Genomic DNA, 17,761 nt, shown 5'->3' on the forward strand with positions numbered 1-17,761 from the left:
GCGTGGCGTCACAGCGGTTCGCTTGACGCCACGCGCGGGCGCAGGTCCTTGGGGACCGCGTCCTCAGCCTCCGTCGTCAGAGCGGGGCGCCCGCGGCCCAATCTTCTTCTGTGCCGTGCGCAGGAGTGACTTCGACGGTGGGAGTGCTTCTCTTGCACAGGTCGTCGACATATTTGGGAGGCTGCATGTCCTTGTCGATGTAACTGGCGTTTTTTGGCTCCCCACAGGCAAGATAAAATGAGACACTCCCCGCCCACTTGCCTTCCGGGTCACCCTCCCCCTTCCTCGGCTCGCCCGTTCGCTGCTTGGAGGAGACGTGGTCGAATTCGATTTCGATAATCCCGACCTGCTTCCTCTCTTCCGGACTTGCCGCGCGCGACTCTTTCGAGTAGTAGCCCGGAGCGATGTGCTCGGCGAAAGCCTCCAGCGCTTTCTCCTTTGCTTTATCGTCCACCACCTGCCTGGCGGTTCCATAGATCACCACCGAACGGTAGTGAAGGGTGGCGTGGATCGCCGAGCGCCCAAATCCCAGGCCGTCGACGATACTGACCGTCACACAGACCTCCAATCCTTCTTTGGCGAGCTTGTACAGACGAGACTCACTGGTAAATGCGGGATCCGCATCTTTATAGTGATAGAGGTCCGGGCCATGTAGATAAATCTTGTCCCCAGCCAACCCGTACTGCCTCGGCAGAACCACAGCCCGCTTGGACTTGGGGTCGATGAAACCGATATGACAATAGAAGGTGCTTTTAAGGATATTTTGGGCTGTAGATTTTTCATATTTGACGAGGTTGTACTTGCTGGACCAGTTCACGGACGGCGTAGTCAGGTCTACTTTTTTGTACGGGTCCTTCTTCTCAGCCGTGGACATGATTTCCTCCCAGCGCGGTCAGGCGAAGCCGCGGTCGGCGAACGGGGACTGGGCCATCGGGACCCCGGCGTCGAAGCGTGGCGATGGTTGCGGGGTGGGTGTCGTCTCGTCGAAGTCGAAGGCGTCGTCGCCGCAGAGGTCGAGGGCGAAGGTGTCGATTCGGTCCTGCGTGGTGAAGGACATGCAGAACGCGTGGGCCAAGTGGCGGATCGAGGTGTCGTCGTCGGGGATCATCCGCATCGTCACCGTGGACAGGGAGTACTTCGCCACGATGTCCGGGTTGGGCCTGCGGAACCGCACGGTGATGGCCAGCGGGGTGCGGTCGATGAACAGGTCGAGGGTGTCGTCCTCGTTCTTGTTCCGCCAGTACTTCTCGACCATCTTCAGCTTTTCCACCAGGTAGGCGGCCATTCGCTGGGAGTGCACGGCCTTGGAGATCTGGCGGTCGTCGGGGTGCTGGGCGAGGTGGTCCCACATGACGATCGGCGAGAAGCCGTTGCGGGAGCCCGCGAAAGTGGTGTCGAGGGAGCCGATGTACTCGGCCTGGCCGGGCGGCTGCATCTGGTATTTGACCTTGGTCACCAGGATTCCGCACGGCCACGGGGCGCCCATCCACTTGTGGCCGCTCAGCGCGATGGACGAGACCATGTCCACGTTGACCGGCTTCTCGCCCGGGAGGCCGGAGTCGTAGGTGGATTTCAGGCCGAAGTCGAACTCGGGGATGTCCACCTCCGGTTCGTAGCCGTACTTGGGATCCTTGGCCGCCATATCCAGGAACGGCATGTACCCGGCGCCAAGGGCGCCGTCGACGTGGATCCAGAAGCCGCGGCGCTTCTCGGAGCCGCCGCCCTCGTACTCCACGTCCCGCGAGATCAGGCCATTGTCGCCGAACACCGTGATCAGCCGGTCGCTCACCGCGCGCACGTCGTCGTAGGCGCACTTGAACGTGCTGCCGTAGTTGAGGTTGACGATGATGGGATAGCCCTTTTCCGCGAAGAACTTGACCAGCACCACGAGTTTGTCGACGTCGATCGACCCGGGGCCGAACGAGGGGTACTGGTCGTCCTTCCCGGTTTTCGGAGGCAGCGCCGAGGGCACCTCGTCCGGCCACTCCCCGCCGAGGGGACAGTCGTTGGGGTACCGGTCGCGGCCCATCTGCCCGAAAGTCGGCAGTTTCAGCACCCGGATCGCCTTGGCGAACGAGTAGTGCGTGTCCTGGGAGTAGAAGATCACCGGCTCGTAGGCGTGGTCCTTGCCCTCCGCCGCCATCGGGGCGACGTAGGACAGCGGCTGGATCTTGAGGGTGTCGCCGCTGGAAAGCAAACGCTTGCCCTCCAGGTAGTCCCGGGCGTTCCACATCGCGTAGAGGTTGCCCTCCGTCGCCCCCATGCTCAGGCCGTACCCCCAGCACGAGTCCTTCTTTCCCGCCTTGTACGGGATGCCGTGCCACAGTTTGGTGAAATATTTCAGCACGGCCCGTTCGAGCGGTTTGGTGTTGACCTTGTAGCCGCCCGCCTGAAATGGATCGCCGAGGTTGTTGCAGTGCATCTTCATGAAGCGGGACAGGTCTTCCTGGTAGGCGTCCATATCCTCGGTGACCTGATAGCCGAGCATGTGGTCGCGCTTGTCCTCCAGAAACGCCGCCAACCTGTTCAACGCCCTGAACCGCTTGTCGGGAGGCACTCCGTTGGGGCCTAGCTCGAATTCTTCGTCGGTCAGGCTCAGCTGCTGTGGTGCCGGACTCCAGGACTGCTGGGCCGGGATGACCGGCTCTTCCCTGGTCCGCTCGATCGTTTGCTCACTTGGGCGACCGTCGATTTGAGTCATGAATTGCTCCAGGAGATGGACATCACTGGTCTGGCCTAGCCCCAAGCTAGGCAGGAAACGCCCATGCGGCAAGAAACCGACCGAGAGTTCCCCACTTCGAGTCGCGGGTCACCCGAACGGCGATCGCACTACTCGCGGGGTCACAGCTACCCGAAGTAGCGAACCAAACGATCTACTGATTCGATGGTTTTCGCGAGGGCGGCGAGTGGCCACTATCCGTCGCACCCGGACGATGCCGGGTCGATCACCAGCGCGCGGTTGTCCCGGCTCGGTGAGCCCGGCGCCTGTCTCCTTGGCGATGCACTTCGCGGTCGCTAGTCGGCGAGGTCGAGGGCCTTGCGCATGGCTTCGCGGGCGCGGGTGCGGTCGCCTGCCACGTCGTAGGCGACGGCTAGGCGGTACCAGGAGCGCCAGTCGTCCGGGGCGGCTTCCGCCGCGGCTCGGTGAGTGTCGAACCAGGCGTCGGCGGCGGCGCGGTCGACTCGGCCGGAGGGGGTGCGGGGGAGATCTGAGGTGTCTGGGAGGCCGCCTTCTGCTTCCAGGCGGCGGGTTAGCTCTTGGGTGCGGATGCCGAAGCGGAGGGTGGACCAGGTCACCCACGCGCCTACCAGGGGGAGCAGGAGGATGCCGATGCCGAAGGCGATGGCCGTGGGGGAGCCGTCGCGGAAGAGGGCTACTGCTCGGCCGCCTAGGAGGAAGAAGTAGAGAAGTAGGACGGCGGTCAGGAGCAGTGAGACTGTTCGGGCGGACACTGGCGATCCCTGCTGTGGTGGCTGGCTTGCTGCTGGCTCGGTGGGGGCTGGGTTGCGGGGTTGGCTCGATGGGGTGGAGTGGTTTCTTCAGGGCCCCTACGAAGAAACCACTCCACCCCATCGAGCACCTGGCAGCTTTGGGTGCGGCTTCGTGGGGGGCGGGTGTCCTGCTCCGATCCCATCGAGCACCTGGCAGGGCCGGGTACGGCTGGCAGGAGGGCGGGTGGGCCGTTCCGCCCGTCTGCCACCTGCCCAGGTCCGGGGGTGTGGCCCTGGGCAGGTGTGGTGTGCGGGTGTGCTATCCCTCACCGCTCTATCTGACATCTGCGGGTGGGGCTGGGGGTCACAGGTCCAGGAGGTTTTCCAGGCCGACTACCAAGCCCTGGTGGTCGAGGATGGCTCGGACGCCGTGGAGGACGCCGGGCATGAAGGACTTTCGGTCCAGGGAGTCGTGGCGGATGGTGAGGGTTTCGCCTTCGCCGCCGAAGAGGACTTCCTGGTGGGCCACCAGGCCGCCTAGGCGGACCGAGTGGATTCGGATGTCGTCCACCTGGCCGCCTCGGGCGCCGGTGGGGTCGGAGGTGGTGGCGTCGGGGATTTCGCCCAGGTTTGCCTCGGTGCGGGCCTTGGCGATGAGGCGGGCGGTGTGGGCGGCGGTGCCGGAGGGGGCGTCGGCTTTGCGGTTGTGGTGGAGTTCGATGATTTCCACCGTGTCGTAGTACTTCGCGGCCAGTTGGGCGAAGCGCATGGACAGGACCGCGCCCAGGGCGAAGTTGGGGGCGATGAGGACGCCCAGCTCCGGTTTGGGCTCCAGCCACTGGGCGACGGTGGCCAGTTTGGCCTCGTCGAAGCCGCTGGTGCCGACGACGCTGCGGATGTCCTGGTCGATGCAGAAGCGCAGGTTGTCCATGACCACGTCGGGGTGGGTGAAGTCGACCACGACCTCGGCGCCCGCGTCGGCTATGTCGAACATCCAGTCGCCGGAGTCGACCATGGCGACTACCTCCATGTCGCCCGCGGCTTCCACCGCCCGGCACACTTCGGCGCCCATCCGGCCGCGGGCGCCGAGGACGCCGACGCGGATGGGGTTTTGTTCCGACCTGGTGGTCACTTGCTCACCTCGTGGAGTTGAACCGGCACATCGTCGGTGTGAGCGTAGGGGCCCACCACGGCCGCGGCGAGCGGCCGGGTCAGCAGGTCGGCGGCGAGGGCGGCCACCTGCTCCGCGGTGACCGCCTCGATGCGCTCCAGGGTCTGCTCGACGGTCAGGTAGTCGGCGTAGGCCAGCTCGCCCTTCCCGATGCGCGACATGCGGGAGCTGGTGTCCTCCAAGCCCAGCACCAGCCCGCCGCGCAGCTGGCCCTTTCCTCGGGCCACCTCGGCGTCGGTGAAGCCGTCGCGGGCGACCTCGCGCAGGACCTCGCGGACGACGCCAGCCACCTCGCCGAGGCGGTCGGGCTGGCAGCCGGTGTAGATGGACAGGTGGCCGGTGTCGGCGTACGCCGCGACCGACGAGTACACCTGGTACGCCAGGCCCCGGCGCTCGCGGACCTCCTGGAACAACCGGGAGCTCATGCCGCCGCCGAGCGCGGCGTTGAGCACGTTCAGGGTGAACCGGCGGTCGTCGTGCCGGTCGAGGGCGCGCACGCCGAGCATCATGTGCGCCTGCTCGGTGTCGTCGCTGTGCAGCACCAGCCGGGGCGAGTTGCCGATCCTGGCACGGCCAGCGCGCGGCGCGGCAGGCGCGCGGTCGCCGACGAGGCGGTCACGCAAAGCCTTGCGCACCAGGGAAAGCACCTGCCGGTGGGTGACGTTGCCCGCGACCGACAGAACCATCTTGGGCATGGTGTAGCGGCGCCGGTAGAAGCCGTTGAGCGCGGTGCGGGTCATCGAGGTGATCGACTCCTCGGACCCCAGCACCGGCCTGCCGAGCGGGTGGTCGGCGAGCAGCGCGCTGCAGAACGCGTCGTGCAGCAGGTCTTCCGGGTCGTCGTCGCGCATGGCGATCTCTTCGAGGACGACGCCGCGCTCGGTCTCCACATCGGACTCCGCGCACAGCGCGTCGAAGACCACATCGGACACCAGGTCCATCGCCAGCGGCAGGTCCTCGTCGATGACGTGCGCGTAGTAGCAGGTGTGCTCTTTGGCGGTGAACGCGTTCAGCTCGCCGCCGACCGCGTCGATCTCCTCGGCGATGCGCGCCGCGGAGCGCTTCGCGGTCCCCTTGAACAGCAGGTGCTCAAGGTAGTGCGCGGCGCCCGCGACGGAGTTGGGCTCGTCGCGGGAACCGACCGCGACCCAGATCCCGACGGCGGCGGACCGCACGCCGGGAACATGCTCGGTGATCACGCGCAGGCCGCCGGGCAGCAGCGTGCGCTTGACCTCGGCCTCCCCGGACCGCTCCAGCACGACCGTGCTGCCGGGCTTCTGCAGGTGGCCTTTCACGGGGGGCGCGGAACGGCCGCGAGCGCCCGAGGCGCCCGCGGCCGTCACCGTGGAACTGAGTGTCACTGGGCGGGAGCCGCCTCGGCGGGCGCGTCCTCGGTGGGCGCGCTCTCCTCGTCGACCAGGACCAGGCTGATCTTGCCGCGCTGGTCGATGTCGGCGATCTCCACGCGGAGCTTGTCGCCGACCTTGACCACGTCCTCGACCTTGCTGATGCGCTTTCCGTTGCCCAGCTTGGAAATGTGCACCAGGCCGTCCTTGCCCGGCAGCAGGGAGACGAACGCGCCGAATGCGGCGGTCTTGACGACCGTGCCCAGGAAGCGCTCGCCGACCTTGGGAAGCTGCGGGTTGGCGATGGCGTTGATCAGGTCGATCGCCGCCTCGGCCGACGGGCCGTCCGCCGCGCCGACGTAGATCGTGCCGTCGTCCTCGATGGAGATGTCGGCGCCGGTCTGCTCGGTGATCGAGTTGATCATCTTGCCCTTCGGGCCGATGACCTCGCCGATCTTGTCGACCGGGATCTTCACGCTGGTGACCCGGGGCGAGTAGGGGCTCATCTCGTCCGGGCCGTCGATGGCCTCGGCCATGACCTCCAGGATGGTGTACCGGGCGTCGCGCGCCTGGTCGAGCGCCTGGGCCAGCACGTCGGACGGGATGCCGTCGAGCTTGGTGTCCAACTGCAGGGCGGTGACGAACTCCCGGGTGCCCGCGACCTTGAAGTCCATGTCGCCGAAGGCGTCCTCGGCGCCGAGGATGTCGGTCAGCGCGACGTAGCGCGTCTCGCCGTCGACCTCATCCGACACCAGGCCCATCGCGATACCCGACACCGGCGCCTTGAGCGGCACACCGGCGTTGAGCAGCGACATCGTGGACGCGCAGACCGAGCCCATCGAGGTGGAGCCGTTGGAGCTCAGCGCCTCGGAGACCTGGCGGATCGCATAGGGGAACTCGTCGCGCTTGGGCAGCACCGGCACCAGGGCCCGCTCGGCGAGCGCGCCGTGGCCGATCTCGCGCCGCTTCGGCGAGCCGACCCGGCCGGTCTCGCCGGTGGAGAACGGCGGGAAGTTGTAGTGGTGCATGTAGCGCTTGTGCGTCTCCGGGGACAGCGAGTCGATCTGCTGTTCCAGGCGGAGCATGTTCAGCGTGGTGACACCCAGGATCTGGGTCTCGCCGCGCTCGAACAGCGCCGAGCCGTGCGCGCGCGGGATGAGCGCGACCTCGGCGGACAGGCCGCGGATGTCGGTCAGGCCGCGGCCGTCGATGCGGACCTTGTCGCGCAGGATGCGCTGGCGGACCAGCTTCTTGTTCAGCGAGCGGAACGCCGCGCCGACCTCCTTCTCGCGGCCGTCGAACGCGCCGCCCACGACCGCGCCGACCTTCTCCAGGCACAGCGCCTTGACCTCGTCCAGGCGCGTCTCGCGCTCCTGCTTGTCGCCGATGGTCAGCGCCTGCGCCAACTCCTCGGTGACGGCCTGCTCGACGGCGGTGTAGGCGTCGGGCTGGTAGGCCGGGAAGGTCGGGTAGTCGCGGGTCGGCTTGGCCGCGTTGCCCGCGAGCTCGGCCTGCGCGTCGCAGAGGACCTTGATGAACGGCTTCGCGGCCTCCAGGCCGGAGGCGACGATCTCCTCGGTGGGCGCGGTGGCGCCCGCGGCGACGAGGTCGATGACGTTCTCGGTGGCCTCGGCCTCGACCATCATGATCGCGACATCATCAACAGAGCCCGACCCGGCTCCCTTGACAACACGGCCCGCGACGACCATGTCGAACACGGCCTTCGCCAGCTGCTCGTGGGTCGGGAACGCGACCCACTGGCCCTCGATCAGCGCGACCCGGACGCCGCCGATGGGACCCGAGAAGGGCAGCCCGGCGAGCTGGGTGGACGCCGAGGCGGCGTTGATGGCCACCACGTCGTAGAGGTCCTGCGGGTTGAGGCTCTGCACGGTGATGACGACCTGGATCTCGTTGCGCAGGCCGTCCACGAAGGACGGGCGCAGCGGGCGGTCGATCAGCCGACAGGTCAGGACCGCGTCGGTGGACGGTCGGCCCTCGCGGCGGAAGAACGCGCCGGGGATGCGGCCGACGGCGTACATGCGCTCTTCGACGTCCACCGTCAGCGGGAAGAAGTCGAAGTGCTCCTTGGGCTGCTTCGAGGCGGTGGTCGCCGAGAGAAGCATGGTGTCCTCGTCGAGGTAGGCCACGACACTTCCCGCGGCCTGCCGGGCGAGGCGCCCGGTCTCGAATCGGATGGTGCGCGTGCCGTACTTGCCGTTGTCGATGACGGCTGTCGACTCGTGCACGGTGTTGTCTGTCATGTAATCGGTACTCCTCGTCTCAGGGCGAGCGCGCAACCCGGGCACGGGGTCGCGGTTCGGACGAGGCCGGTCTTCGATCGAAGTCCCCGGGGCCACTCGACACCGTGTGTGTCGGTCGGCTGTGCCCGGGAACCACTACCGAGGACCGGCGAACTGGTCCCGTGTGCGCGGCGTGCTCGCCCTGTCGTCTTTGCTGTCTTCGTGCGTTATTCGGTTATGGACCTGGGGGGAGCGGCCGAGGCCACTCCCCCCAGGGTCACGCTATCGGCGCAGGCCGAGTCGCTGGATCAGCGACCGGTAGCGCTCGATGTCCACCTTGGTCAGGTAGTTGAGCAGCCGCCTGCGGCGGCCGACCAGCAGCAGCAGGCCACGACGCGAGTGGTGGTCGTGCTTGTGCAGCTTGAGGTGCTCGGTGAGGTCCTTGATGCGCTTGGTCAGCAGCGCGATCTGGGCCTCGGGGGATCCGGTGTCCGAGTCGTGCACGCCGTACTCGGTCAGGATCGACTTCTTCTGCTCGGTGGACAGCGCCACTCGTCATCTCCTCGTGAATGCGTCCCGTGCGGCCCGGGGATGTCCGGCTTGGGTAAGCCTGCCCGGGTTAGTCGGTCACGGCCGCCACGGACTGCAGCCGGACCCAAACACCAAGGCTAGCAGGTCCGCGTGTCTCACCCGGTCGTGCGCAGCCTGACCTGGTCAACCGGCGTGTACACCGGACCAGCCGAGCCGAGTTCGCTGCGGAAGAGGACCAACTCCCCGGCCGTCCACTCCGGTCCCCGGTAGTCACCCAGCGCACGCGCCATTCCCTCGGCGAGGGGACTGCCTTTGGGGCACCGGGCGACGGTCAGGTGCGGGGTGTAGCGGGCGTGGCCGCCCGCAGCCGCGTCGGCGGCCTCGGCGAGCGCGCCCAGTGCCGGGCCGCCGGTGTCCACGCCCACCCAGCAGACGCCGGAGAAGGTGCCGGAACCGGCCAGGGAGAGGCGCGGTGCGCGCAGGTTTTTCACCCGTTCGTGGAGGCGGGCGGCGCGTTGGTTTGGGTCGTCCTCGCCGTAGAAGCCCACTGTGATGTGCCACTGCTCGCGCGGGATGAGGCGCAGCCCGCTCGGCGTGGTGGGAAGCCGGTCGGCCAACTGGCCCGCCAGATGGTCGGCGGCGGCGTCCGGCAGCGGCAGCGCGGTGAACAGCCGGGTCACCGGCGCTTGCCCGCCCGGCGCAGCAGCTCGGCGAGGTCGGGGAAGCGCTGGTCGAGCAGCCCGGCCGCCTCGGTGAGGTCTTCCGGCGAGGCCAGCCTGCGCAGCGCCATGATCGCGCTGCGACCCACGTCGACCGGCAGGTTGTCCCTGGTCACGGCGGGTTTGGAGGCGCGGACGTCGTCGAGGGCGTTCTGCAGCGCCTCGCGGCGGCCGGAGGCGACCTCGGGGGTGAGGATCTTGCGTTCCAGCATGATCAGGCGGGCCAGCACCGCCGGGTTGCCGATCTTGGCGCGTCTGCCGCTCATGACCTGGCTCAGCATCGGGGCGCTGATGCCCAGCACGTCGGCGAGGTTGGCCTGGGAGACGTCGAAGGCGACGACCAGCCTGCGGACCCGGTCCCCCAACGGCTCGCCGTACCACTCGCGTTGCAGCGCGATGTTCCGCTGGACGATCTTGTGGTCCTCCACCTTCGCCTCTCCCCTGATACGCCGTGTGACCTCCGCCGTATCTTGCCGGCCCCATCCCACCAGGGTGACCGAACGGCGAAGGTGGATCAACAGCGGGCAGGCGGACCGATCACGCTGCGGGGCCGTCGATCAGCTCGCGGGTGCGGGCGACGTCGCGGTGCATCTGCTCGACCAGCGCTTCGCTGGAGGGGTACTTCTCCATCGCCCGCAGGCGCTCCACGAAGTCGAGGGCGACGCGCTGGCCGTAGAAGTCCTCGTCCACGTCGAGGACGAACGCCTCCACGCGGCGCTCCCGGCCGGAGAACGTCGGGTTCGTGCCCACCGAGACGGCGGCGGTCAGCGGCTCCCTGCCGTGCGCGGTCAGCAGGGTGAACCGGCAGGCGTAGACGCCGTCCGCGGGGACGGCGGCGAAGCGCGGGGTGGACAGGTTGGCGGTCGGGAAGCCGAGTTCGTGGCCGCGGCCGTCGCCGCGCACGACGATGCCCTCCAGCCGGTGCGGACGGCCCAGCGCCGCGGCGGCGGCGCGCACGTCGCCCGCGTCGATGCAGGCGCGGATGTAGGTCGAGGAGAAGGTGATGTCGCCCGGCGAGTCGGCGGTGACCAGTTTCGCGCCCTCGGTGGCGAAGCCGAACCGGTGGCCGAGCGCGGTCAGCAGTTCGACGTTGCCCACCGCGCGGTTGCCGAAGGTGAAGTTCTCCCCCACCACGACCGCGGCCACGTGCAGCCGCTCGACCAGCACCTCGTGCACGAACTCGTCGGCGGGCACTTTGGACAGTTCCGGGGTGAACGGCAGCACGCAGAACACGTCCACGCCCAGGCTCTCGACCAGTTCGGCCTTGCGGCGCAACGTGGTCAGCTGCGCGGGGTGGCTCCCCGGGCGCACCACCTCGGCGGGGTGCGGGTCGAAGGTGAGCACGACGCTGGGCACGTCCCGCTCCCGCGCGAGCCGCACCGCGCGGGCGATCAGCTCCTGGTGTCCGCGGTGGACTCCGTCGAACACGCCGATGGTCGCCACACAGCGACCCCAGCCACCGGGTAGGTCCGCGAGACCGCGCCAACGCTGCACGGCGGACAGCCTAGTTGGTGGGCGAGGCGGGGACAGGGTGGGTCAGGACACGTTGAGCGCGACCAGCGCCCGCGCGGTCTTGCCCTCGTCCACGCCCAGCGCGACCGCCTTGCCGGACGGGTCGAAGATGCCGTAGGTGCCCGCGATGCCCGCGGCGGGCAGCCGTTTGCCGTGCGCGAGCGCGATCGTCTCGACCCGGTCGAGGTCGCGGCGCGGGAACGCGGCGGCCACGGCGGCGTCGAGGTCGAGCGACAGGCCGGGCTCGGACTCCAGCCGCTCCAGGGTCCGCGCGACGCGCAGGTCGAACGGGCCGACCGTGGTGCGGCGCAGGGCGGCGAGGTGGCCGCCGACGCCGAGGTCGGCGCCGAGGTCGCGGGCGAGCGCGCGGACGTAGGTGCCCGACGAGCAGTCGACCATGACGTCGAGGTCGATCGCGGTCTCGGCGCGGGTGGCCGCGAGCAGGTCGAAGCGGTGGACGGTGACCGGGCGGGCGGGGATCTGGACGTCCTCGCCCGCGCGGACGCGCGCGTAGGCCCGCTTGCCCTCGATCTTGACCGCGCTGACCGAGCTGGGGACCTGCTCGATCGGGCCGGTCAGCGCCGCGATGCCCGCGGCGATGGCCTCGTCGGTGACGGCGGCGAGCGCGGCGGGGTCGGGCGCGCCCAGGAACTCGCCCTCGGCGTCGTCGGTGGTGGTTGCCGCGCCGAGGCGGATGGTGGCGAGGTAGACCTTGCGGTCGAGGGCGAGGTGTCCCAGCAGCTTGGTGGCCCGCTCGACGCCGAGCACCAGCACACCGGTGGCCATCGGGTCGAGGGTGCCCGCGTGGCCGACCTTGCGGGTGCCGATGATCCGGCGGACCCGGGCGACGACGTCGTGCGAGGTCATGCCGGGCGCCTTGTCGACGACGACGAGGCCGGGGGGGACGGTGGGGCGGGACTGGGGTCGGGACACGAGCGGAAATCTTATGCTCACGCGGTTTCGGTCCGCGCCCGCGCCGGGATGTCCCAGGTCCGCCGCCGGATCTGGACCGGAACGGCCTCGCCGCGGGCGTCGGCGGCGAACACCGCTGCCCGCGCCCGCCGCCACCACACCAGGGTGCGCCAGGACCCGAACAGCAGCACGGCGGCCACGGCGAGGAACGCGACCCGGAACGCGCCCGCGTCCGCGGCGGCCGCGTCGCCGCCGAGCAGCACGCCGATCCCGAACGCGGTGATGGTGACCGCGGTGAACCCGCCGACGTTGACCAGGCCGGTCGCGGTGCCGACGCGGCGGATCGGGTTGTAGTCGCGGGCCAGCGCGAACGCGACGCCGGACAGCGGGACGCCGACGGAGAACACGCCGAAGGCGACCACGACCAGCGGCGCTGGCGCGACCCCGCCCGGCCAGCCGAGCAGCAGCCCCCACAGGACCATGGCCACCCCGAGGTAGGCCGCGACCATCGGGACGCGCGCCTGCGGCCTGCGGCCCATGAACTCGCCGATGAACGGCCCGGTGACCATGCCGACGACCACCAGCAGGCTCAGCACCGCGCCCGCGGCGGCCGCGGACATGCCCTGCGCCTGCACCAGGTACGGGAAGCCCCAGAGCAGGCCGAGCACGGCCGGGGCGAACATGGTCGAGAAGTGCACCCAGAAGCCGAGCCGGGTGCCCGCCACCCGCCACGCCTGCCGGACCTGGTCGGCGACCTCGCGCGCGCCCACGGCGTCGGAGCGGTGCGCCTGCTCGCCTTCGGGGGTGTCGCGCACGCGCAGCGCGACGACGACCGCGTAGCCTGCGGTGGCCGCGCCCGCGACGGCGAAGGTGGCCGTCCAGCCCGCGTCGGCGAGCAGGAGGGTGAGCGGCAGTGTCGCGGCCAGGTTGCCCACGGCGCCGAGGGCGGCGGTGATCGCGGCGAACGTGGCGTAGCGGCGCGGTGGATAGTAGGCGGCGATGAGGCGAAGGACGCTGACGAAGGTCATCGCGTCGCCGAGGCCGAGCACGCCGCGGGCGACCAGCGCGAGCGGGTAAGTGGCCGCCACGGCGAAGAGGACCTGGCCCAGTCCCATCAGGACGGCCGCGGCGGTGAGCATCCGGCGCGGGCCGAAGCGGTCGACGAGCAGGCCGGTCGGGATCTGCATGAGCGCGTACACGCCGATCTGCAGCACGGTGAAGGCGCCGAGCGCGGCGGCGTCGAGGTGGAACCGGTCCGCGGCCTGCAAACCGGCCACGCCGAGGGACGAGCGGTGGAACACCGCGATCAGGTAGACAGCGGCGGCGGTAGCCCAGATCACCAGCGCTCGGCGCTTGGCGGCAGGCACTGACGTTCTCCCGTCTTCGGTGAGGGTCCCGTCCATTACAGCGCGCGGGCAGGCTTGATCGTTAGCATTGCTAAGCGTGCGATCGATCACAGTCCCATATGGACAGTCAGGTCCGGATGGCGCCGACCACCGCCCACCGCCCCGACCGCGCGCGCAGCACCAGGCTTCCCAGGCGCGCCACCATGAACAGCGCGAGGCCGAGCCAGATGCCGACCAGCCCCCAGCCGAACGCCAGCGACAGCCACACCAGCGGGAGGAACCCGACGACGGCGGCCAGCAGCGTCGCCGTGCGCAGGAACTTCGCGTCCCCCGCGCCGAGCAGCACCCCGTCGAGGGCGAACACGATCCCGGCGATCGGCTGGAGCGCGACGAAGAACCACCAGGCGTGCGGGATCTCGGCCAGCACGACCGGATCGTCGGTGAACACGTGCGGCAGGACACCGGCGAGGGCGGCGAACCCGACGGCGAAGACGACGCCCAGCGCGAAGCCGTAGCCGGAGAGCTGGCGGGCGAGCCCGGTGGCGCGCCGGTCCTCCCCCGCCCCCAGCGCCGCCCCGACCAGCGACTGGGCGGCGATCGCCAGCGAGTCGAGCACCAGCGCCTGGAACGTCCACAGCTGCAGCACGACCTGGTGCGCGCCCACCGCGCCGACCGAGGTGCGGGCGGCGACCGCGGTCGCGGAGACGAAGCACGCCTGGAAAGCGAGGCTGCGCAGCACCAGGTCGCGGCCGAGGACCAGCTGGGCGCGCATGACCTCGACCCGCGGCCGCGGCGGGACCCGCTCGGACCCGATGGCCCGCAGGAAGAGCGTGCCCGCGACCACCTGCCCGGCGACATTGGCGACGGCGGACCCCTCGAACCCCCAGCCGCCGACCAGCAGCGGGCAGAGCACGGCGGACACGGCGTTGCCCGCGAGGACATAGCGCAGCGGGCGGCGGGTGTCCTGGACGCCGCGCATCCACCCGTTGCCCGCGAGGGTCACCAGGATCAGCGGAACGCCGAGCAGGGCGATCCGCAGCCAGCCCACGGCGGCGTCGGCCACCGCGCCCGGCCCGGCCAGCGCCTCGGCGACCGGGCGGGCCAGCAACTGGCCGACGGCGACGAGCAGGACCCCGACGCCGAGCGCGAGCCAGGTGGCCTGCACCCCCTCCGCGACGGCCTGGTCGCGGCGGCCCGCGCCGTGTAGCCGGGCGGCGCGGGCGGTGGTCCCGTAGGAGAGGAACGTGAGCTGCGTGGAGAGCTGGGCGAGCACGATCGCGCCGACGCCGAGCGCGCCGAGCTGCGTGCCGCCGAGATGCCCGACGACGGCGGTGTCGACCAGCAGATACAGCGGCTCGGCCGCGAGAACCGGCAGCGCGGGCAGGGCCAGCCCCGCCACCTGCCGCAATGGCACGCGGTCCATCCGCCCTCCCAGTAAGGTGCTCTCCGTAAGGTGCTATCACTGCTTACGCCCCTGACACGCTAGCCGTAAGGACCGGACTTGGACAACGGTGATTACCTGGATGTCGCACTCCGCCTGGTGAACGCGGATCTCCCGGACGTCCCCGCGCTCCAGGCCGCCCTGCACGACGAGCCCTGGTGGGCCTGCCGGGCGACCGAGGAAGACCTCACCGTCCTGCGGTCAGTCGCGTCCGACGCCCGCGCGGTCCTCGACGCCGCCGTCTCCGGCGACGCCGACCAGGTGCTGGCCGGGGTCAACGCCCTGCTGGCCGCCCACCCGCCCCGCCCCCGCCTCTCCGGCCACAGCGGCGCCTGGCACATCCACGTGGCCGACGCCGACGCCCCACCCGCCACCGAGGTGGCGGCGGCGTCGGCGTGGGGCCTGGCCCAGGCGGTCGTCCGGCACGGCCTGGACCGCTGGGGCCAGTGCGCCGCGGAGGACTGCGGCAACTACTACCTGGACAGCTCCACGAACCGAGCCAAGCGCTTCTGCTCCCCCCGCTGCGCGAACCGCGTCCACGTGGCCGCTTTCCGCTCCCGAAACCGGGATTGACTCTTCCGCGACGGTTACACTGAAGTGATTTTGACGATGGGGGATAACTGATGAAGACGTTGGGCAAGCTGACGCTGGCCGCCGCGATCGCTATCGCGGGCCTCGGGGTCGCCGAAACGGCTTTGCCGGTGGCTCAGGCGGAAGCGGCCATGTCGCCCAGCGCCGAGACTTCGCTGCGCGACGCCGGAGCCACGATCGTTTTGCGAGTAACGAACATCACCGAAGTCATCACTCTGAACACCATCCACATCCAGCAATTTCTCGACGGGGGCTGGACCGAGCCGGACTTCGCCACCCAGTCGACCATGCTCTACCCCGAACCGGGCTGGGACTACGAGGACACCTACTGGCTCAAGGGACCGGGCGGTGAGATTCCTTCCGCTGGGACATATCGCTTCAAGGTCGTCACAACCGATGAGAACGGTGTCGAGCTAGGCACTGTCCACTCTCAGCGATTCACCACCCACTAGGCCAGGCCGAGTCGAACTCTCAGTCGGGCAGGCGGGCGCCGGTTTCGGCGTCGAAGAGGTGGACGGCGCCGGGTTGCGGGGCCAGGCCGAGTTTGTCGCCGCGGCGCCAGGGGGACATTCCGGGCGCTCGCACGGCGATGGGCTGCGGCGCCGTGCCGTCCGGGGTGAGGTGCGGGGTGTCGGCGGAGCAGTAGAGGTACTGGTCGCTGCCCAGTTCCTCGACGGCCTCGATCGTCGCGGTGACACCGTCGCCCGCCGGGAGCGTGCGCCAGCCTTCGGGGCGGATGCCGACGACGATGTTCTCGCTGGTCAGCGCGGCGCGGGCGGCGGGCGAGAGGGGAATCGGGGTGCCGCCGACGTCGGCGGACTCACCGGAGGCCCGGGTGGGGATCAGGTTCATCGCGGGCGAGCCGATGAAGCCCGCGACGAACAGGTTGGCGGGGCGGCCGAACAGGCCGATCGGGGTGTCGCACTGCTGCAAGACCCCATCCTTGAGCACCGCGACCCGGTCGCCCATGGTCATCGCCTCGACCTGGTCGTGGGTCACGTAGATCGTGGTGACGCCGAGCCGCCGCTGCAGGGACGCGATCTGCGCGCGGGTCTGGACGCGCAGCTTCGCGTCCAAATTGGACAGTGGCTCGTCCATGCAGAACACCTGGGGGCGGCGAACGATCGCCCGGCCCATCGCGACCCGCTGCCGCTGGCCGCCGGACAGCTTGGCGGGCTTGCGGTCCAGGTAGGGCTCCAGGTCCAACAGCGCGGCGGCCTCGCGGACGCGGGCCGCCCGCTCCGCCTTGGGCATCTTCGCGATCTTGAGGTGGAAGCCGATGTTGTCCGCGACCGTCATGTGCGGGTAGAGCGCGTAGTTCTGGAACACCATGGCGATGTCGCGGTCCTTGGGCGGCAGGTCGGTGACATCGCGCTCGCCGATGCGGATCGCGCCGTCGTCCACGCCCTCCAGGCCCGCGAGCATCCGCAGAGTGGTGGACTTGCCGCAGCCGGACGGCCCGACCAGGACCAGGAACTCGCCGTCGGCGACCGCGAGGTCCAGGCCGTCCACCGCAGGGACCGGGCTTCCCGCGTAGTAGCGGGTGGCGCCGTCGAAGGTGACCGTTGCCATGACTATCCCTTCCGGACGCTCACTTGCCCGCGCCGAGGGTCAGGCCGGTGATGATCCGGCGCGCGAGCAGGAGGTAGAGCACGAGCATCGGCAGCACCACGATCGCGACGCCCGCGATCAGCCCGCCGTACTCCGACTGGTAGCTCGCGGCGCTGTTGAAGGCGAACAGCGCGCGGGCGAGGGTGAAGTTGGCGTTCTCGTTGAGGAACACGATGGCGAGCAGGGTCTCGTTCCACAGCCCGATCGCGTTGAGGATCAGCGCGGTGACCAGTCCGCCGCGGGCGAGCGGCAGCATGATCGTGCGGAAGGTGCGCAGCGGGGACGCGCCGTCGAGCGCGGCGGCCTCCTCCAACTCGTCGGGCAGCGACTTGAAGAAGCCGGTCAGCAGGAACACCGTGAACGGAAGCGAAAGTGCCACGTAGACCAGGAACATGCCGAACAGGTCGTTGGTCAGGTTCACCTCGGCCATCCCGATGAACAGCGGGATCACGACCGTCTGGAACGGCACGCCCATGCCGATCGCGACGAAGTTCGTCATGCCGTCCGCGCCGCGCGCTCCCAGCCGGGTCAGCGCGTACGCGGCAGGCGCGGACACCAGCACGATGACCACCGAGGACACCGCGACCAGGACCACGGTGACCAGGAACGCGCGGCCGAACCCGGCGTTGTCCCAGGCGTAGGCGAAGTTGCGGAACGGGTCGCCGCGCTCGAACCAGTGCGCGGGCAGGGCGAACGGCTTGGTGAAGATCTCGATGGGCGTCTTGAACGCCGCCGACACCAGCCAGTAGAGCACCAGGAGGTTGACCGCGGTGAACAGCCAGACGAACGCCATGCCCAGCACCCGCAACGGGCTCAGGCCGCGGGAACCCGGCGCGGGCTTGGGTTTGCGGGGCGGCTTGCGGGGCGCGACCGACACCCGAGAGTCCACAGTAGACATTTCGGGTCCCT

Annotated in this window: 17 protein-coding genes; 2 read left to right on the top strand and 15 right to left on the bottom strand. The window is 69.7% G+C overall.

Features of this window, described 5'->3' with window-relative positions:
- Positions 1 to 76 precede the first annotated feature (76 nt).
- The 13 genes from BLS56_RS04625 to BLS56_RS04685 form a co-directional block, all read right to left on the bottom strand.
- Complete coding sequence (locus tag BLS56_RS04625) at positions 77 to 874, bottom strand: pyridoxamine 5'-phosphate oxidase family protein (RefSeq protein WP_091448399.1); 798 nt, start codon at positions 872 to 874, stop codon at positions 77 to 79.
- Positions 875 to 892: 18 nt separating this feature from the next.
- On the bottom strand, positions 893 to 2,701 hold the full coding sequence (locus BLS56_RS04630; protein ID WP_139190511.1) for a PLP-dependent aminotransferase family protein: 1,809 nt from the start codon (positions 2,699 to 2,701) through the stop codon (positions 893 to 895).
- 314 nt (positions 2,702 to 3,015) lie between these two features.
- Positions 3,016 to 3,453 carry a hypothetical protein gene (locus BLS56_RS04635; protein ID WP_091448402.1) on the bottom strand — a complete coding sequence of 146 codons (438 nt, stop codon included), beginning with the start codon at positions 3,451 to 3,453 and terminating at the stop codon, positions 3,016 to 3,018.
- Between the two features lie 343 nt (positions 3,454 to 3,796).
- Entirely contained in the window at positions 3,797 to 4,564 is a 768-nt protein-coding gene (dapB, locus tag BLS56_RS04640) for a 4-hydroxy-tetrahydrodipicolinate reductase (protein WP_091448404.1), read from the bottom strand.
- On the bottom strand, positions 4,561 to 5,946 hold the full coding sequence (locus BLS56_RS04645; protein WP_407640484.1) for a M16 family metallopeptidase: 1,386 nt from the start codon (positions 5,944 to 5,946) through the stop codon (positions 4,561 to 4,563). Before BLS56_RS04645 ends, dapB begins: the two co-directional genes overlap by 4 nt.
- A 14-nt stretch (positions 5,947 to 5,960) precedes the next feature.
- Positions 5,961 to 8,210, bottom strand: coding sequence for a polyribonucleotide nucleotidyltransferase (locus tag BLS56_RS04650; RefSeq protein ID WP_091448408.1), 2,250 nt, complete (start codon positions 8,208 to 8,210; stop codon positions 5,961 to 5,963).
- Positions 8,211 to 8,471: 261 nt separating this feature from the next.
- Positions 8,472 to 8,741: a 30S ribosomal protein S15 gene (rpsO, locus tag BLS56_RS04655; RefSeq protein WP_091448409.1), complete on the bottom strand. Its 270-nt coding sequence runs from the start codon at positions 8,739 to 8,741 to the stop codon at positions 8,472 to 8,474.
- A gap of 134 nt (positions 8,742 to 8,875) precedes the next feature.
- Positions 8,876 to 9,400: an RNA 2',3'-cyclic phosphodiesterase gene (gene thpR / locus BLS56_RS31250; protein ID WP_091448411.1), complete on the bottom strand. Its 525-nt coding sequence runs from the start codon at positions 9,398 to 9,400 to the stop codon at positions 8,876 to 8,878.
- The gene (locus BLS56_RS31255) at positions 9,397 to 9,867 is read right to left on the bottom strand and encodes a transcriptional regulator (protein ID WP_091448413.1); all 471 of its coding nucleotides are present in this window, start codon (positions 9,865 to 9,867) and stop codon (positions 9,397 to 9,399) included. Before BLS56_RS31255 ends, thpR begins: the two co-directional genes overlap by 4 nt.
- Positions 9,868 to 9,976: 109 nt before the next feature.
- Positions 9,977 to 10,933 carry a bifunctional riboflavin kinase/FAD synthetase gene (locus tag BLS56_RS04670; RefSeq protein WP_091448415.1) on the bottom strand — a complete coding sequence of 319 codons (957 nt, stop codon included), beginning with the start codon at positions 10,931 to 10,933 and terminating at the stop codon, positions 9,977 to 9,979.
- Positions 10,934 to 10,975: 42 nt separating this feature from the next.
- Entirely contained in the window at positions 10,976 to 11,884 is a 909-nt protein-coding gene (gene truB, locus BLS56_RS04675; RefSeq protein ID WP_175482657.1) for a tRNA pseudouridine(55) synthase TruB, read from the bottom strand.
- A 17-nt stretch (positions 11,885 to 11,901) separates the two neighbouring features.
- Positions 11,902 to 13,230 (bottom strand): MFS transporter, encoded by a 1,329-nt coding sequence (locus BLS56_RS04680; protein WP_228771347.1) that lies wholly within the window; start codon positions 13,228 to 13,230, stop codon positions 11,902 to 11,904.
- 106 nt (positions 13,231 to 13,336) lie between these two features.
- Positions 13,337 to 14,632, bottom strand: coding sequence for an MATE family efflux transporter (locus BLS56_RS04685; RefSeq protein ID WP_091448418.1), 1,296 nt, complete (start codon positions 14,630 to 14,632; stop codon positions 13,337 to 13,339).
- Between the two features lie 78 nt (positions 14,633 to 14,710).
- On the opposite strand from BLS56_RS04685, the gene BLS56_RS04690 reads away from it, so the two are divergent.
- Both BLS56_RS04690 and BLS56_RS04695 read left to right on the top strand, forming a co-directional pair.
- Positions 14,711 to 15,223 carry a CGNR zinc finger domain-containing protein gene (locus BLS56_RS04690; protein ID WP_091448421.1) on the top strand — a complete coding sequence of 171 codons (513 nt, stop codon included), beginning with the start codon at positions 14,711 to 14,713 and terminating at the stop codon, positions 15,221 to 15,223.
- A 50-nt stretch (positions 15,224 to 15,273) separates the two neighbouring features.
- Positions 15,274 to 15,693 (top strand): hypothetical protein, encoded by a 420-nt coding sequence (locus BLS56_RS04695; protein WP_091448424.1) that lies wholly within the window; start codon positions 15,274 to 15,276, stop codon positions 15,691 to 15,693.
- 19 nt (positions 15,694 to 15,712) lie between these two features.
- On the opposite strand, the gene BLS56_RS04700 is transcribed toward BLS56_RS04695, so the two are convergent.
- A complete protein-coding gene (locus BLS56_RS04700) occupies positions 15,713 to 16,813 on the bottom strand; it encodes an ABC transporter ATP-binding protein (RefSeq protein WP_091448427.1) in 1,101 nt (366 codons plus the stop codon).
- Between the two features lie 19 nt (positions 16,814 to 16,832).
- Positions 16,833 to 17,750, bottom strand: coding sequence for a carbohydrate ABC transporter permease (locus BLS56_RS04705; RefSeq protein ID WP_091448429.1), 918 nt, complete (start codon positions 17,748 to 17,750; stop codon positions 16,833 to 16,835).
- Positions 17,751 to 17,761: the final 11 nt, after the last annotated feature.

Source organism: Actinokineospora iranica, from assembly GCF_900101685.1.
Lineage (GTDB): Bacteria > Actinomycetota > Actinomycetes > Mycobacteriales > Pseudonocardiaceae > Actinokineospora > Actinokineospora iranica.

Excerpts from the sequence above, each read along its gene's own strand:
- BLS56_RS04685 (WP_091448418.1), bottom strand. The coding sequence starts at position 14,632 with ATGGACCGCGTGCCATTGCGGCAGGTGGCGGGGCTGGCCCTGCCCGCG.
- BLS56_RS04650 (WP_091448408.1), bottom strand. The coding sequence starts at position 8,210 with ATGACAGACAACACCGTGCACGAGTCGACAGCCGTCATCGACAACGGC.
- BLS56_RS04700 (WP_091448427.1), bottom strand. The coding sequence starts at position 16,813 with ATGGCAACGGTCACCTTCGACGGCGCCACCCGCTACTACGCGGGAAGC.
- BLS56_RS04630 (WP_139190511.1), bottom strand. The coding sequence starts at position 2,701 with ATGACTCAAATCGACGGTCGCCCAAGTGAGCAAACGATCGAGCGGACC.
- BLS56_RS04625 (WP_091448399.1), bottom strand. The coding sequence starts at position 874 with ATGTCCACGGCTGAGAAGAAGGACCCGTACAAAAAAGTAGACCTGACT.
- BLS56_RS04695 (WP_091448424.1), top strand. The coding sequence starts at position 15,274 with ATGAAGACGTTGGGCAAGCTGACGCTGGCCGCCGCGATCGCTATCGCG.
- BLS56_RS04705 (WP_091448429.1), bottom strand. The coding sequence starts at position 17,750 with ATGTCTACTGTGGACTCTCGGGTGTCGGTCGCGCCCCGCAAGCCGCCC.